We start from the raw sequence: 13955 nt of genomic DNA, 5'->3' as shown, positions 1-13955 counted from the left end.
CAGCAGCAGGATTAACCTGGCAACGAACAGATTTTTTGCCAGCAAGAAGATGTGAGAGAAGCGTTAACAGAGGGCAACGCTCAGCTGTAGCGTGCAGCAATAATTTACCTGCCGCGTAGAAGAGGGTGGCAGGCTCAAAAAGCCTGCCACCCTGAAGGTGCAAAGAATAACTGCAGAACTAATAGAGAGAGGCTTCGCCAGCAGGACGGGTTTTAAAGCGGCGATGGAGCCACATATACTGCTCGGGTGCCATCAGTACGCCATGCTCAACTACCTTGTTCATGCGCGCAGCAGTGGCTGCCTCATCATCCAGCGGCATCGCCTGCTCTTCAGGCAAGATCACCATCTCATACCCTTTTCCGTGCGGCAGACGGCGCGGCACAAAGGGGATAACGGCAGGCTGACCGCTACGGATAAGCAGATAGCTGCCTTTAGTTGACGCCGCTTTTTCCACGCCAAAGAAGGGAACGAAAACGCTGCTCTTTGGGCCGTAATCGTGATCGGGCGCATACCAGATGATGTCGCCATTTTTTAAGGCGCGGATCATGCCCTTGAGATCTTTGCGATCCAGCATACTTTTATTGGAGCGCATCCGGCCCCAGGTCTGCAGCCAGTCGAGAAGCGCATTGTCATTGGGGCGATAAACGCCAATGCCGGGATTATGGATACCAAAAATGCGTGCCCCCAGCTCCAGGGTCAGGAAGTGCATGCCAATCAGCAGCACGCCTTTGCCCTCCTGATGCGCCTTATCAATGTGCTCCAGGCCGCTGACATGAAACCATTTGCTGATGCGCCAGTCAGGCCAGAACCAGGCCATGCCGGTTTCAATCAGGCCCATGCCGACCGATTCAAAATTACGCACCACCAACGCTTCACGTTCCGCTTCCGGCATAGTGGGGAAACAGAGCTCCAGGTTACGGCGTGCGACCTCCACACGGCGGGTGATGAAACGCATGGAGAGACGGCCAATACCGCAGCCAAGATAATAGAGCACGGGGTAGGGCAGCAGAACCAGCAGGTAGAGGAAACCTATACCTAACCAGGTAAACCAATAACGAGGATGCAACAACGCACGCGTAAATTGAGGCAACTGAGTCATGAGTTTCCAGTTCGAAAAAAAGGGGCATCATTATGCTGCCCGTGATTTTTTATTTATGGCCTATTGTGCCATTTTTTGGCCGCGAACTGAAATAACCCGCAAGGCGAGAGCCACTCGGTGACGCCGCCCGCCACAATCGGGCAAGCGGCGACCTGGCCTACTGGTTAAACAGCCCTTTGACTTCATGCGGTTCACAGCGCCAGTACTGTTCAGGGGCGTGAACTTTCGCACCCAGTTTCGCTGCCGCATGCCATGGCCAGCGCGGGTCATACAACATTCCGCGAGCCAGAGCGACCATATCTGATTGCTTGTTAGTCAGCAGCGCTTCAGCCTGTTCCGGCTCGGTGATTAATCCAACCGCAATGACCGGAATATCCACCACCTCTTTGATCGCTTCGGCAAACGGCACCTGATAATTTGGCCCTACCGAGATTTGCTGTTCAGGCGACAGGCCACCGCTGGAAACATGGATATAGGCACAGCCTTCCGCAGCCAGGGCTTTGCTCAGCTCAATGGATTGTTGCAGATCCCAGCCGCCTTCAACCCAGTCTGTGGCAGAAATTCTGACGCCGACCGGTTTATCTGCCGGGAATACACGGCGAACTTCGCGGAAAACTTCCAGCGTCAGACGCATTCTGTTTTCAAGCGTGCCGCCATACTCATCTTCGCGTTGATTAGAGAGAGGAGAAAGGAACTGATGCAGCAGGTAGCCGTGCGCAGCATGGACTTCTACTAAATCCAGACCAAGACGATCGGCGCGTACGGCGCTGTCCACAAACGACTGTTTGATCTCTTCAATACGCGCTTTGGTCAGCGCCGCTGGCTTGCCATCTTCGTCATTATAAGGCAGCGCAGAGGGAGCGGAAGTCTGCCAGCCGCCCTGTTCCGGCTGCAGGAAGCCGCCGCCGCGCCAAGGGACATCCGTCGAGGCTTTACGGCCAGCATGGGCCAGCTGAATACCAATTGGCATCGGGGAATAGTGGCGCACATCTTTCAGCACGTCGCCCAGAGCCTGTTCAGTCTCATCATTCCAGATACCTAAATCGTGTGGCGTAATCCGCCCCGCGGCCTCAACGGCAGCGGCTTCAATAATCAGTAAACCGGCTCCCGAGAGCGCAAGATTCCCCAAATGGATACGATGCCAGGCCGTAGCTTTACCCGCGTCTGCAGAATACTGGCACATAGGGGCAATGGTGATACGGTTTTCAAGCGTTAACTTCCCCAACGTAATGGGCGTAAAAAGTTGGCTCATGCAATTTCTCCGGTGGGTTTATCAAACTGACGGTAAAGGCTAACTATAGGTAAAATTTTTTGTGATGTTAAACCGGGTATGCTTTTACCAGGCTAACTGACGGTTTTTTGCCCGCAGCGCTGGTAGTTGCCGCATGAAGTTTTCGGTTTGAATCCTGCCCTAATCAGGTATGATAGCGCCCGCAAAATTTCTCTCTTGAACGCAGGAACGTACACCATGCCAGTGTTACATAACCTTGTTTCCAATGAAGAGCTGAAGGCGCGCATGTTGGCTGAAGCCGAACCGCGCACCACAGTCTCTTTCTACAAGTATTTTACCCTCGACGATCCTAAAGCTTTTCGTGATGCGCTCTATGTGGCGTTGACCAAATTAAAGGTTTTTGGTCGCGTCTATGTCGCCTCTGAAGGCATCAACGCCCAAATCAGCGTGCCAGCCAGCCAGTATGAAGCGATGAAAGCGATGCTTTACGCTTTCCACCCGGCGCTGAATAACCTCCGCATGAACATTGCGCTGGATGATGATGGAAAGTCGTTCTGGGTGCTGCGCCTTAAAGTGCGCGAGCGCATCGTGGCGGATGGCATTACGGATGAAACCTTTGACGCCAGCGATGTCGGCGGCTATCTGAAGGCAGGTGACGTTAATGCCATGCTGGATGACCCGGATGCGGTGTTCGTGGATATGCGCAACCACTATGAATATGAAGTGGGGCACTTTGACAACGCGATGGAGATCCCTGCCGATACTTTCCGCGATCAGCTGCCGATGGCGGTTGAGATGCTGAAAGAGGATAAAAATAAGAAAATCGTGATGTACTGCACGGGCGGTATCCGTTGTGAAAAGGCCAGCGCGTGGATGCGTCATAACGGCTTTGAAAACGTCTACCACATCGAAGGCGGTATTATTGAGTACGCACGCCGCGCTCGTGAGCAGGGCTTACCTGTACGCTTCAGGGGTAAAAACTTTGTCTTTGATGAGCGGATGGGCGAACGTATTTCAGACGATGTTATTGCACACTGCCATCAGTGTGGCACCCCGTGCGATACCCACGTCAACTGCAAGAATGATGGCTGCCATCTGCTGTTTATTCAGTGTGACAGCTGCGCAGAGAAGTATCAGGCCTGCTGCAGCCCAATCTGTATGGAAGAGCTGGTCTTATCGCCGGAAGAGCAGCGCGCACGCCGCGCGGGCCGTGAAAATGGCAATAAGATTTTTAATAAGTCCCGCGGCAAGCTCAGCATGACGCTGAAAATTCCTTCCGGGGAATAAAACCGGTCGGGCCGGTTATCTGCAACCGGCCCGAAAGTCCTGCCATATATAGCTGCTACTGACGAACCCCCTCCACGGAGATCGTCAGCTCTACCTCCTGAGAAGCTGGCCCCAAATCGGTAGTGATATTGAAATCCTTCAGGGCAATTTTCGTTTCTGCTTCAAACCCTGCACGATAGCCTCCCCACGGATCTTTGCCTTCACCCAGTTTTTTCGCTTCCAGCGTCACGGGTTTAGTTACGCCATTCAGCGTAAGATTGCCGGTAATATCCAGCTCATCTCCATCCTTTTTCACGCCGGTTGAGACAAAGGTCGCCTGCGGGAATTTTGCCACATTAAGGAAATCGGCACTGCGGAGATGTTTATCACGCTCGGCGTGATTGGTATCCACGCTGTTGGTATTAAGCGTCACATTCACCTTGTCTTTAGAGGAATCGGCCTCGTCAAAAGTGAAGCTGCCATCAAAATCTTTAAAGGTGCCGTAGAGCCAGCTGTAACCCAGGTGCTGAATGCGGAACTGCACAAAAGCGTGCTGCCCCTGTTTATCAATTTTGTACTCGGCGGCGGAAGCCGCGCCGGCGCTCAGCAATAAAACAGCGGCGGTCAAACCTGTGAGGCTTTTCTTCAACATAGTGTGTTCCTTTCAGAGATTAATCAACACGGCTACCCAGCATTCGCTTAAGCGTGCTGTCGCCGTCAATAAAATGGTGTTTCAGCGCAGCTAACCCGTGCAGCAGGGAGAGGATCACCACGCTCCAGGCGAGCCAGAGATGAATATCACCCGCCAGATCGGCCTGCTCGCCAAATCCCTCCAGCGTGGCAGGCACAGATAGCAGGCCAAAAACGTCAACAGGTTTACCGTCGGCGGTAGAGATCAAATAGCCGCTGATAAAAATGGCGAACAGAATGCCATACAGCAGCAGATGGACTGCCAGGGCGCTGACACGGGTAAGGGAGGAGTAGCTGCTAAGGGGGTGAGGCGGCGGAGAGAGAAAACGCCAGATGACCCTAAGGATCATCACAACAAAAAGCGTGATGCCGATGCTTTTATGCAGCTCCGGAGCAGGGTGATACCAGCTATCGTAATAGCCCAGCGTAACCATCCACAGGCCCAGTGCAAACATGCCGTAAACGGCAAGCGCTACCAGCCAGTGCAGCAGCACGCTGATCGTGCCAAAACGAGTGGGGGTATTTTTCAACAGCATAGCTATTCTCTGCCCGGTTATTTTTTGCAAGACTGACCGGGCTAATACATAAAAGCAATCACTTATTACACGATGTAAGCAAATAGTTATTTTAATTCAAAATAATTGATTGATTAATGCAGTAATCAACACAAATATTGTCAATTTAAACATTTTTATCTTATTTATGCGCCTTTAAACAGCTCGTTAAGTTTAATTTTTATAAATCTTATATGTCTGTAAATTTGATGTAAATATGGTTTTTTGTCAGCGAATTGTCATCTTGTGTCAGCGCTGACCGACTGAAATGTTTAATTAAGCTCATCAAAGGGGCGAGAAGAATAAATTGCAGGGCAGAGAGAAGCTCTGGTCGATGCGCTAAAAGAGGATTACGCCAGATAGAGCGATATAAGGAGTGAGCGCAATAAATATTACGCGCAATAAAAGCGATAACTGTCACAAACTTGATCATTAACAGCGTGTCGTATAGAGTCAGTAAGCGTAAAGAGATGTCATTAACGTGTAAATTCCCGGCTTATTTTGCTGCTTTATAGCTTTCTTTCCCTTCTTTACACTTCTCTCGCTGGCAACGAAAGCTATGACGCTGCTCACTATCATCAGGCACCACGGAGAGAGTATGAGCACTAATTCCCCTTTCAGCCAACAGCCAAAGAAGCACTTCTGGCGTAAAAAACAGAAAGAACTCACCGTCGACGATATCACCATTGTGGATGCTGATATGTTGAAACGCGCCGTGGGTGCGGCTGCGTTAGGCAACGCCATGGAGTGGTTCGACTTCGGCGTTTACAGCTACCTGGCCGTGACGCTGGGGAAAGTCTTTTTCCCGGGCGGCAATGCTGCCGCACAGTTACTGGCTACTTTCGGCGCTTTTGCGGCGGCGTTTCTGGTTCGTCCGGTGGGCGGTCTGGTCTTTGGCCCGTTAGGCGACAGGATCGGCCGACAGAAAGTGCTGGCGATCACCATGATCATGATGTCGATAGGGACATTCTGTATAGGCATCATTCCCGGCTATGACAGCATTGGGATATTTGCTCCGGTGCTGCTGCTGGTGGCCCGTCTGGTACAGGGCTTCTCTACCGGCGGTGAGTATGGCGGCGCTGCCACCTTTATCGCTGAGTATTCCACCGATAATCGTCGTGGTTTTATGGGCAGCTTCCTGGAGTTTGGTACGCTGGGAGGCTATCTGCTGGGTGCCGGCCTGGTCACCATTCTGACGGCGGTGATGTCTCAAGAGACACTGCTTAGCTGGGGCTGGCGTATTCCGTTCTTTATCGCCGCACCGTTAGGCCTGTTCGGACTCTATGTACGTCTCAAGCTGGAAGAGACCCCTGCGTTTCAGAAGCATATGGAAAAGCAGGAGGCGCTGGAGCACAGCAAACCCCGTCTGACGCTGTTCCAGATGTTGAGCAAATACCGTGCGCAGATGCTGAAATGTATCGGGCTGGTTCTGCTGTTTAACGTCTCTAACTATATGCTGACCTCCTATATGCCAAGCTACCTGACCGGGATCCTCGGCCTCAGCGAGATGAGCAGCCTGCTGCTGATCCTGGTGGTGATGTTTGTGATGATGCCGCTGACCCTGTTCTGGGGCCACTGGAACGACCGTCTGGGACGTCGTCCGGTGATTTGGGCGGGAGCAATTGGCCTGATTGTGCTGGCTGTTCCCTGCATGATGATGATTGGCTCCGGTAATATGTGGCTGGTGTTCCTGGGCCTGATCGTACTGGGGATAATACACACCTGCTTCAGCGGATCGATGCCTGCCACGCTGCCAGCTTTATTCGCTACGGATATTCGCTACAGCGCGCTGGCGATTGGCTTTAACCTGTCGGTCTCGCTGTTTGGCGGCACCACGCCGCTGATCACCACCTGGCTGGTAGCGACGACGCATAACCTGATGATGCCTGCTTACTATCTGATGGGCGCCGGGGTGATTGGGGTGATTACCGTCTTCACGCTGCGTGAAACGGCGCGTAAGCCGCTGACCGGTTCTGCACCCGCCGTGGCGAATGAGGCGGAAGCGCACAAGCTGGTGAAAAAGCTGCGGCTCCGCCAGCAGAAGAAAGATGCCGCCGCGTTAAATACGCCTGAATAAATCTCCATAATAAAAAACCGGGCTGAGCCCGGTTTTTTATTTCCGCCCTTAATAATTAAAACCGTGATAATGAGAACGGGGATAAATCAAAGTCAGCCGCTTTGTTCTGCGCAAAAGCGGCGGCAATTTCTCCCAGCACGCTGGCAAATTTAAAACCGTGACCACTAAGGCCGGTAATAATAAGCCGGTCTGGCGAGCCTGGCAGCGTATCGATAATAAAATCCTCATCGCTGGTATTATCATAAGTACAGGCTTCTCCACGCAGGCAAACGCCCACGCCCGGCAATACCTGCCGCAGGAAAGAAAAAAGCTCGCTGCCATCTTCAGCCACACTCCCAAAGGGTTTACGCTGCCCGGGAGAGGTAATGGGTTGCCCGCCATCATGCCGTCCGATTTTAATGGCGTTGTTATCAGCCGGAAAACCATAAAAATGCGTTCCGTCAGCCATTTCTACGGTAAAAGCGGGGAATTTATTATTTTCGCTGTAGCGCCCATCCGCCTGATGCCAGGCGAAGACTTTGCGCACCGGCGTAACGGGCAGGTCAGGCAGTAACGTTTTCACCCAAGTTCCGGCGCTAAGGAGAAGCTTGCGGGCTTTAAAGGTGCCTTCCGGCGTGTGGACCAGCTGCAGCCCCTCCAGCTCTTCAATCGCACTGACCGCACAATTAAACAGCTGCGCGCATCCCGCTTCTTCAGCCAGACGGATGTAGTGGCGGATAGCCACTTCCGATTTCAGGTAGCCAGATTGTGGCTCAAAGATGCCGGTATAGTCATCAGGGACGCTGAGTTGAGGCCAGCGAGCTTTCGCTTCAGCACCGCTCAGCTTCTCTACGGGGAGCGCATAGGTCTCTGCGCTTTGCTCTACGTTGCGGATAAATTCAGAGGTTGCCGGAGCCAGGTTAATCACACCGCAGCGGTGCATAATTCGCTCGCCGCACTGCTTTTCCAGTTCGTCCCACAAAGCCTGTGCCCGAAGCACCAGCGGGACATAGCGCGCCCCTTCACCATAGGCATGGCGGATCAGGCGGGTTTCCCCGTGATGGCTGCCTTGTGTATGTGGCGGATGGGCACCGTCAATCATCAGAACGTTCAGGCCAGCCTGCGTGGCGTACCAACCGGCTGCGGCGCCTACTGAACCACTTCCTACCACAATTAAGTCATAAACCATCTGCACCTGGCTCCTTTGTTGATCAGGTTAAGAGTGCAGAATAACAAAATGTTGCGGCAATGAAAAAGGCACCGCAAGGGTGCCTTCAAACCTGAGAACTTAGTGCTTCTGGTAATCTCTGTCCAGATAACCTGTGGCTTCTATCTTGGCTATGCCAGCTTCCAGAATCGAGATGAACTGTCTGGCAACATCAGTGGTTAACCAGTAGGTCTGTCCCACTTCTGCTTCGTCAGATTGCTGTTCGTTAGACGTAAGCGAGTGAAGGCGGATCATCATGGCATCATAGGTATCTACAGTACTGATATCCCACCCGATGAGGGGATGTGTCTGGATTACATCTTTGTTTCTGTCCATTATAACCCCCTTATTACTCGTATTAATATTGATAACGAAGTGATTTATCGAGGTTCAATGCGGCCTTTTTTTCATAGAGCAAAGTAATTATAACAGCATTTTAGCCCACAGCAGAACGAAATTTTAGCGGGCCAGGAGAAGAGAGTTTGATTAAAGATTTTAAATAAGCGTAAGCCGTGAAAAAAATAATGGGTGTGGAATAAGGGAAAAGTTCCGTCAGCGCTCAACGTCTGGCTGAATATTAATCACCCCGTGCCGTTTTTCCAGCGCCTCGGCTAAATGGGAAAAATGTTGCTGCATATTTTCATCGCGCGCCTGATTTTGCGCTTCCAGCCGCAGGCTCTGGATCAGCAACGAAGCCGCTTTTTCATCCAGACAGAAAGAGAGGCTGGCAAAGGCGCTTTCCAGGACGCTCAGGCGACGTTGCTGATCGGCAATCAGCGCCAGCAGCTCCCCAAATGTCATCGCTTCTTCAGGATTTTCACTGTTCATGGTGCTCTCCTCGCCTGTAGCTGAAGTCAATCAGTCTACAACCTCAGCGCGAAATCGGCGAGTCCTGGCGACAAAAACAAAAAAGCCGGGTGGCGAAACCCGGCAAACAACGGCAAAAAGTGTAAACCCGCTGGGCTAGTCGGTGATAAACCAGTCGTCGGCGCTCTCCCAGGTTTCCTGCAGGATCTCTGTAATACGATCTTTAGCTTCTTTGCCGCCCCCCATCACGGTGAGGTTATTGGCAGCCGCATAGCGAACAGAGACGCTGTTCGTGACTTCAGGGAAGTGCTGGTCAATACGTTTAATGAGTTCTGACGACAGCGCATCGATAGCGCCAGCGGGCAGGGATGTGGTTTTTGCTACAGTGACTTCAATACGCATAAAAGCCTCCGGATAAGATACTGTGAATATATACAGTGTCAGATCCGAAGGCAATCAGTTTATTTTATTTTCCTGCTGGATTCAGAGCGATACGGACCAGTTCAGCGTCTCTCCCGCAAGGAAGGGCGTCAGGGCATGCTCACCCAGCGGGATGCTTTCAGCGACTTTCCACGGTTTGCGGACCAGTTTGATCTTGCCCTCGTTCAGCGGCAGACCATAAAAGCGCGGACCATTTTCAGAACAGAAGGCTTCAAAATGCTGTAGCGCATTCATCTCTTCGAAAACTGTGGCGTAGGCGGGCAGTGAAGAGGGGGCGTTGAACACACCGGCACAGCCGCAGCTCGCTTCTTTTAAGTGCCGCAGGTGGGGCGCAGTATCCGTTCCCAGGAAGAAGCGATCGTTGCCGGAAGCCACCGCTTTGCGCAGCGCCTCCTGATGCACATTGCGCTTAAGGATCGGCAGGCAGTAGAGATGGGGACGGATACCGCCTGCCAGCATATGGTTGCGGTTAAACATCAGATGCTGGGGCGTCACGGTGGCCGCCAGGAAACGGTTACCCTCTTCCACGTAGGCTGCCGCCTCTTTGGTGGTGATATGTTCAAAGACCACTTTCAGCTCCGGATAGCGCTTACGTAGCGGGTCCATCACGGTTTCAATAAAACGCGCTTCCCGGTCAAAGATATCAATCTCTGCTGAAGTCACTTCACCGTGGATAAGCAGCGGCATGCCGATTTTCTCCATGCGCTCAAGCACGCTGGCGATGCTGGCAATATTGGTGACGCCGTGACTGGAGTTAGTGGTGGCATGCGCCGGGTAGAGTTTTGCGGCCGTAAACACGCCTGCGGTAAATCCCTTTTCCACTTCATCCGCCGCCAGGGAGTCGGTGAGATAGCAGGTCATCAGCGGGGTAAAATTATGACCGGCAGGGATCGCGGCCAGAATGCGGTCACGATAGGCGATGGCTGCCGCCACGCTGCTCACCGGGGGAACCAGATTGGGCATCACAATCGCGCGGCCGTTAACCTCACTGGTGAAGGGCAGCACGGTTTTCAGCATCTCATCATCACGAAGATGGATATGCCAGTCGTCTGGGCGGCGAATGAGAAGTTCCTGAGGTTGTGCTGTCATCTGAGTGCTCCGGCAGAAGTGAAATCGCTAAGGGATTTAGCCGGGTACTAAGCATAGGGATAAAGCGGCGGGAATGCACCTGGTTTGTTAACCTGGCGGGAAATTGCAGGCGCTCTCCGCACAACAGAGAACGCCTGTGAAAGCGTTAAGAATTAAGGATTGGTAAAGGGGATCACCAGTTCACCCGGTTTGACTTCCAGCCCTTTGGCAAACCGCTTAGCCAACGATTCAGCTTTGCTGCGGTCGCTGCTCAACAGGTAAGCTGGTTTCTGATTAAAATAGTCCCTCAGTGACTGATTAAGATAAGGCGTCAGGCTTTTTAACAGCCCCTGCATTTTTTCAGGCTGCACCTGGACATCAGTCAGCTCCATCTCTCTGAGGAAAATAGCGCCTTTCTCTTTATCAAATACCGGCTGGGCCTTCATCGTCAGCTTCATATCCGCCTGCTGAGGACCAAAGAGAGAGCTGATATTGACCTTCGCATTCCCGGAAAGCGTCACTTTGTTCGGCTCTTCACGACCAATTTTGCTGCTGAGGTCGGTCAGAACAATGTGCGCATCCACCAGGCCTGCAACGCCAATCTGCTTTTCATAATTGTTGTGTTTTGCCAGCGCCTGATTCACTTCCTGTTCGCTGATGGTGTACTGCGTTAACTGATTACAGCCGGAGAGCAAGCCCGCCAGCAGAAGGGCGCAGAGCCCGGAAAGTAGTCTGTTCATGGTGATCCTCTTATCATCTTCCGTCAGTAACCCTTCTGACGGCAGGCAATAGAGTGCACGACTCTGCGCTGAGAGTCACCAGGATAAGCGGGAAAGGGATTGGCGGGATGAAATAAAGCCGGGCCGCAACGGCCCGGACGGGATCAGACGGCAATCGAGGACAATAAGTTGATTTGCGTCTGTTTGGCCATATTGTCGCGGTAATCTGCCACGCGGCTGGGATAGTCGATGCCGGAAATCAGCGTCAGGGAGCGCAGCACCGGGAAGAGATGGATATCATCCAGCGACAGTTCACCATTAACGGCATTGGGTTTGACGATGAGCTTATCCAGCTTACGCAGGTCATCATTCACGTTCTTGATGTAACCTTCAGCATGCAGCCTGAGCTCGTCGAAACTGCCGATGTTGGCCTCTTTTTTATCTTTAAAGTAGCGTCGGGCTTCCGGCGTGGCGAACTCAGCAAACGAGGCCTGAGCGATGCGGGGAAGCAGCAGCTTATTAAGATAACCGTTGATATGACGCAGCCAGTCAGAGATGGCCGGGTTAGTTTTGCCGGTCAGCAGCGGCTCGCGATCTGATTTATCGATATAGTTCACGATCTCCAGGCTCTCAGGCATACAGCTGCCATCTTCCTTCATCAGAATGGGCGCTATTTTCTGGCCGATTAATTTTTTGGGGGTCGCTTCATCATCATTCAGCATCACCACCAGCTCGACTGGCAGATTTTTCAAGCCGAAGATCATACGGGCTTTAACGCAGAACGGACAGTGATCGTAGATATAGAGTTTCAAGAACGCCTCCTTAAAGCGCTGAGCGTGAACGGTGTCACGCTCAATCTTTTTGAATGCATTGAGAAGTATGGAAGAGATCGGCCAACAGGGCAACCGCAGCGGGAAATCGCGGGTGCTTAAGATATTTTTAAACGCACTGTTTTACCCTTCGGGGTAGAGGCGGTTATAGTGGCTTATAAGCGCAAAAGTTGACGAACAGTAACCGGAGTCGCTCCGTTAACCGAGGTCAGTGCGCATCCGTTTTACTCTTTGTCGGCCAACACAGGAGAGAAGATGTTTGGCTACCGCTCCGCTGTCCCGAAAGTCCGCCTGACTACTGACAGGCTGGTGGTTCGCCTGGTCCATGAACGCGATGCCTGGCGCCTGGCTGAATACTACGGCGAAAATCGCCTTTTTCTTAAACCCTGGGAGCCGATCCGCGATGAGAGCCACTGCTATCCCTCTGGCTGGCAGGCGCGTCTGGGGCTGATTGCCGAGATGCATAAACAGGGTAACGCCTTCTATTTCGCGGTGATGGATCCTGATGAAAATGAGATCCGTGGGGTAGCGAATTTCAGTAACGTGGTGCGCGGATCGTTTCATGCCTGCTATCTGGGCTACTCGCTGGGTGAAAAGTGGCAGGGGCAGGGCATGATGTTTGAAGCGCTGCAGTCAGCTATTCGTTATATGCAGCGCCAGCAGCGCATCCATCGCATCATGGCTAACTACATGCCGCATAACCAACGCAGCGGCAATTTACTGGCGCGCCTGGGGTTTGAAAAAGAGGGCTATGCCAAAGAGTATTTACTGATTGATGGGCGCTGGCAGGATCATGTCCTGACGGCGCTTACCGCTAAAGAATGGATACCGGAGCGTCGCGGATAAGCTGATGAAAACTACTCTTCCGGCCCTTAAGGCCCCCACTGTTGGCTGCCTGTTGGAAGAGCAGCTGACCGGCGCGCGTGGCTGAACGGGAACGCGAAATGGCACAAATCAAACAACAACTGGCCCAGCTGAGCGGGAGCATCTGAAATGGTATTACGAATTGGTATCGTTGGGCTGGGCGGCATCGCGCAGAAAGCATGGCTGCCCGTGGTCACCCGAACGGAGGGCTGGCAGATAGCTGGTGCGTTCTCTCCCAATCAGCAAAAAGCGCGGGTCATTTGCGACAGCTACCGCATTCCGCTCTTTTCGAGCGTAGCGGAGCTGGCCGCCGCGAGCGATGCGGTCTTTGTTCACACCTCTACCGCCAGCCACTTCACTATTGTGAAAGAGTTGCTTCTGGCCGGTGTGGATGTGTGCGTGGATAAACCGCTGGCTGCCCGCCTGAGCGAGGCTGAACAGCTGGTGGAACTGGCGCACAAGCGAGGCCGCAAGCTGATGGTGGCCTTTAACCGGCGCTTTGCTCCGCGCTATCTTCAGTTAAAAGCGGATCTCGGACGGCTCGCCTCCCTGCGCATGGATAAGCACCGCAGTGACAGCGTCGGGCCGCACGATCTCTTCTTTACGCTGCTGGATGATTATCTGCATGTGGTGGACACGGCTTTATGGCTGAGCGGCGGTTATGAGAGCCTGCAAAGCGGCACGCTGCTGACCAATGAGTCGGGGGAGATGCTCTACGCTGAACACCATTTCTCACGGGGCGAAATCCAGATTACCACCAGCATGCACCGCCGTGCGGGCAGCCAGCGGGAATCGGTCTGTGCCGTGACCGATGGCCGTCTTTTGCAGGTGAATGATATGCGCGACTACCAACAGGAATCTGCCGGTAAGCTGATTGTCGATCCGATTCCCGGCTGGCAAACCACGCTGGAACAGCGAGGCTTTGTCGGCGCCGCCCACCACTTTATTGCCTGTGTGCAGAATCAGACAATGCCGCAAACCTCCGGGGAGCAGGCGCTGCTGGCGCAGCGCGTCGTGGAGAAGCTCTGGCGCGATATTGAGCGGGAATAATCGGCTGTAACAAACGAATCTGGTTATTTCATTCCATATCAGTAGACTATGCCCACCCTGGCGGGCCTCCTCC

15 protein-coding genes are annotated in these 13955 nt (G+C 52.9%); 4 read left to right on the top strand and 11 right to left on the bottom strand.

Features of this window, described 5'->3' with window-relative positions; genetic code table 11:
* Nucleotides 1-178: 178 nt before the first annotated feature.
* Nucleotides 179-1099: a Kdo(2)-lipid IV(A) acyltransferase gene (locus Q3V30_RS13450; RefSeq protein WP_306206448.1), complete on the bottom strand. Its 921-nt coding sequence runs from the start codon at nucleotides 1097-1099 to the stop codon at nucleotides 179-181.
* A 157-nt stretch (nucleotides 1100-1256) separates the two neighbouring features.
* A complete protein-coding gene (locus Q3V30_RS13445; protein ID WP_306206446.1) occupies nucleotides 1257-2351 on the bottom strand; it encodes an NADH:flavin oxidoreductase/NADH oxidase in 1095 nt (364 codons plus the stop codon).
* A 216-nt stretch (nucleotides 2352-2567) separates the two neighbouring features.
* On the opposite strand from Q3V30_RS13445, the gene trhO reads away from it, so the two are divergent.
* Nucleotides 2568-3617 carry an oxygen-dependent tRNA uridine(34) hydroxylase TrhO gene (gene trhO / locus Q3V30_RS13440; protein WP_306206444.1) on the top strand — a complete coding sequence of 350 codons (1050 nt, stop codon included), beginning with the start codon at nucleotides 2568-2570 and terminating at the stop codon, nucleotides 3615-3617.
* Nucleotides 3618-3672: 55 nt separating this feature from the next.
* Here trhO and Q3V30_RS13435 read toward each other — a convergent pair whose 3' ends face one another.
* A complete protein-coding gene (locus Q3V30_RS13435; protein ID WP_306213205.1) occupies nucleotides 3673-4245 on the bottom strand; it encodes a YceI family protein in 573 nt (190 codons plus the stop codon).
* 22 nt (nucleotides 4246-4267) lie between these two features.
* On the bottom strand, nucleotides 4268-4822 hold the full coding sequence (locus Q3V30_RS13430; protein ID WP_306206442.1) for a cytochrome b: 555 nt from the start codon (nucleotides 4820-4822) through the stop codon (nucleotides 4268-4270).
* A gap of 616 nt (nucleotides 4823-5438) precedes the next feature.
* Here Q3V30_RS13430 and proP point away from each other — a divergent pair.
* On the top strand, nucleotides 5439-6917 hold the full coding sequence (gene proP, locus Q3V30_RS13425; protein ID WP_306206440.1) for a glycine betaine/L-proline transporter ProP: 1479 nt from the start codon (nucleotides 5439-5441) through the stop codon (nucleotides 6915-6917).
* Nucleotides 6918-6972: 55 nt separating this feature from the next.
* Here the strand turns inward: proP and solA are convergent, their stop codons facing one another.
* The 7 genes from solA to grxB all read right to left on the bottom strand — a co-directional run bounded on the left by solA (nucleotide 6973) and on the right by grxB (nucleotide 11950).
* The gene (gene solA / locus Q3V30_RS13420; RefSeq protein ID WP_306206438.1) at nucleotides 6973-8085 is read right to left on the bottom strand and encodes an N-methyl-L-tryptophan oxidase; all 1113 of its coding nucleotides are present in this window, start codon (nucleotides 8083-8085) and stop codon (nucleotides 6973-6975) included.
* A 99-nt stretch (nucleotides 8086-8184) separates the two neighbouring features.
* Nucleotides 8185-8439: a biofilm formation regulator BssS gene (gene bssS / locus Q3V30_RS13415; RefSeq protein ID WP_306206436.1), complete on the bottom strand. Its 255-nt coding sequence runs from the start codon at nucleotides 8437-8439 to the stop codon at nucleotides 8185-8187.
* A gap of 216 nt (nucleotides 8440-8655) precedes the next feature.
* Nucleotides 8656-8931: a hypothetical protein gene (locus Q3V30_RS13410; RefSeq protein ID WP_306206434.1), complete on the bottom strand. Its 276-nt coding sequence runs from the start codon at nucleotides 8929-8931 to the stop codon at nucleotides 8656-8658.
* Nucleotides 8932-9066: 135 nt separating this feature from the next.
* Nucleotides 9067-9312 carry a DNA damage-inducible protein I gene (dinI, locus tag Q3V30_RS13405; protein WP_306206432.1) on the bottom strand — a complete coding sequence of 82 codons (246 nt, stop codon included), beginning with the start codon at nucleotides 9310-9312 and terminating at the stop codon, nucleotides 9067-9069.
* Nucleotides 9313-9393: 81 nt separating this feature from the next.
* On the bottom strand, nucleotides 9394-10440 hold the full coding sequence (gene pyrC, locus Q3V30_RS13400; RefSeq protein WP_306206429.1) for a dihydroorotase: 1047 nt from the start codon (nucleotides 10438-10440) through the stop codon (nucleotides 9394-9396).
* A 152-nt stretch (nucleotides 10441-10592) separates the two neighbouring features.
* Nucleotides 10593-11159, bottom strand: a complete 567-nt coding sequence (locus tag Q3V30_RS13395; RefSeq protein WP_306206427.1) for a lipoprotein — start codon at nucleotides 11157-11159, stop codon at nucleotides 10593-10595.
* A gap of 143 nt (nucleotides 11160-11302) precedes the next feature.
* Nucleotides 11303-11950, bottom strand: coding sequence for a glutaredoxin 2 (grxB, locus tag Q3V30_RS13390; RefSeq protein ID WP_306206425.1), 648 nt, complete (start codon nucleotides 11948-11950; stop codon nucleotides 11303-11305).
* Nucleotides 11951-12223: 273 nt separating this feature from the next.
* Between grxB and rimJ the strand changes: the two genes are divergently transcribed.
* The gene (rimJ, locus tag Q3V30_RS13385) at nucleotides 12224-12814 is read left to right on the top strand and encodes a ribosomal protein S5-alanine N-acetyltransferase (protein WP_306206423.1); all 591 of its coding nucleotides are present in this window, start codon (nucleotides 12224-12226) and stop codon (nucleotides 12812-12814) included.
* Between the two features lie 147 nt (nucleotides 12815-12961).
* On the top strand, nucleotides 12962-13882 hold the full coding sequence (locus Q3V30_RS13380) for a Gfo/Idh/MocA family protein (protein ID WP_306206421.1): 921 nt from the start codon (nucleotides 12962-12964) through the stop codon (nucleotides 13880-13882).
* Nucleotides 13883-13955 lie beyond the last annotated feature (73 nt).

Origin of the sequence: Erwinia pyri (genome assembly GCF_030758455.1) — a bacterium.
GTDB lineage: Bacteria > Pseudomonadota > Gammaproteobacteria > Enterobacterales > Enterobacteriaceae > Erwinia > Erwinia pyri.
This window is presented reverse-complemented; position numbering and strand designations above follow the sequence as displayed.

Excerpts from the sequence above, each read along its gene's own strand:
- Q3V30_RS13450 (WP_306206448.1), bottom strand. The coding sequence starts at position 1,099 with ATGACTCAGTTGCCTCAATTTACGCGTGCGTTGTTGCATCCTCGTTAT.
- Q3V30_RS13445 (WP_306206446.1), bottom strand. The coding sequence starts at position 2,351 with ATGAGCCAACTTTTTACGCCCATTACGTTGGGGAAGTTAACGCTTGAA.
- trhO (WP_306206444.1), top strand. The coding sequence starts at position 2,568 with ATGCCAGTGTTACATAACCTTGTTTCCAATGAAGAGCTGAAGGCGCGC.
- Q3V30_RS13430 (WP_306206442.1), bottom strand. The coding sequence starts at position 4,822 with ATGCTGTTGAAAAATACCCCCACTCGTTTTGGCACGATCAGCGTGCTG.
- proP (WP_306206440.1), top strand. The coding sequence starts at position 5,439 with ATGAGCACTAATTCCCCTTTCAGCCAACAGCCAAAGAAGCACTTCTGG.
- solA (WP_306206438.1), bottom strand. The coding sequence starts at position 8,085 with ATGGTTTATGACTTAATTGTGGTAGGAAGTGGTTCAGTAGGCGCCGCA.
- bssS (WP_306206436.1), bottom strand. The coding sequence starts at position 8,439 with ATGGACAGAAACAAAGATGTAATCCAGACACATCCCCTCATCGGGTGG.
- Q3V30_RS13410 (WP_306206434.1), bottom strand. The coding sequence starts at position 8,931 with ATGAACAGTGAAAATCCTGAAGAAGCGATGACATTTGGGGAGCTGCTG.
- dinI (WP_306206432.1), bottom strand. The coding sequence starts at position 9,312 with ATGCGTATTGAAGTCACTGTAGCAAAAACCACATCCCTGCCCGCTGGC.
- pyrC (WP_306206429.1), bottom strand. The coding sequence starts at position 10,440 with ATGACAGCACAACCTCAGGAACTTCTCATTCGCCGCCCAGACGACTGG.
- Q3V30_RS13395 (WP_306206427.1), bottom strand. The coding sequence starts at position 11,159 with ATGAACAGACTACTTTCCGGGCTCTGCGCCCTTCTGCTGGCGGGCTTG.
- rimJ (WP_306206423.1), top strand. The coding sequence starts at position 12,224 with ATGTTTGGCTACCGCTCCGCTGTCCCGAAAGTCCGCCTGACTACTGAC.
- Q3V30_RS13380 (WP_306206421.1), top strand. The coding sequence starts at position 12,962 with ATGGTATTACGAATTGGTATCGTTGGGCTGGGCGGCATCGCGCAGAAA.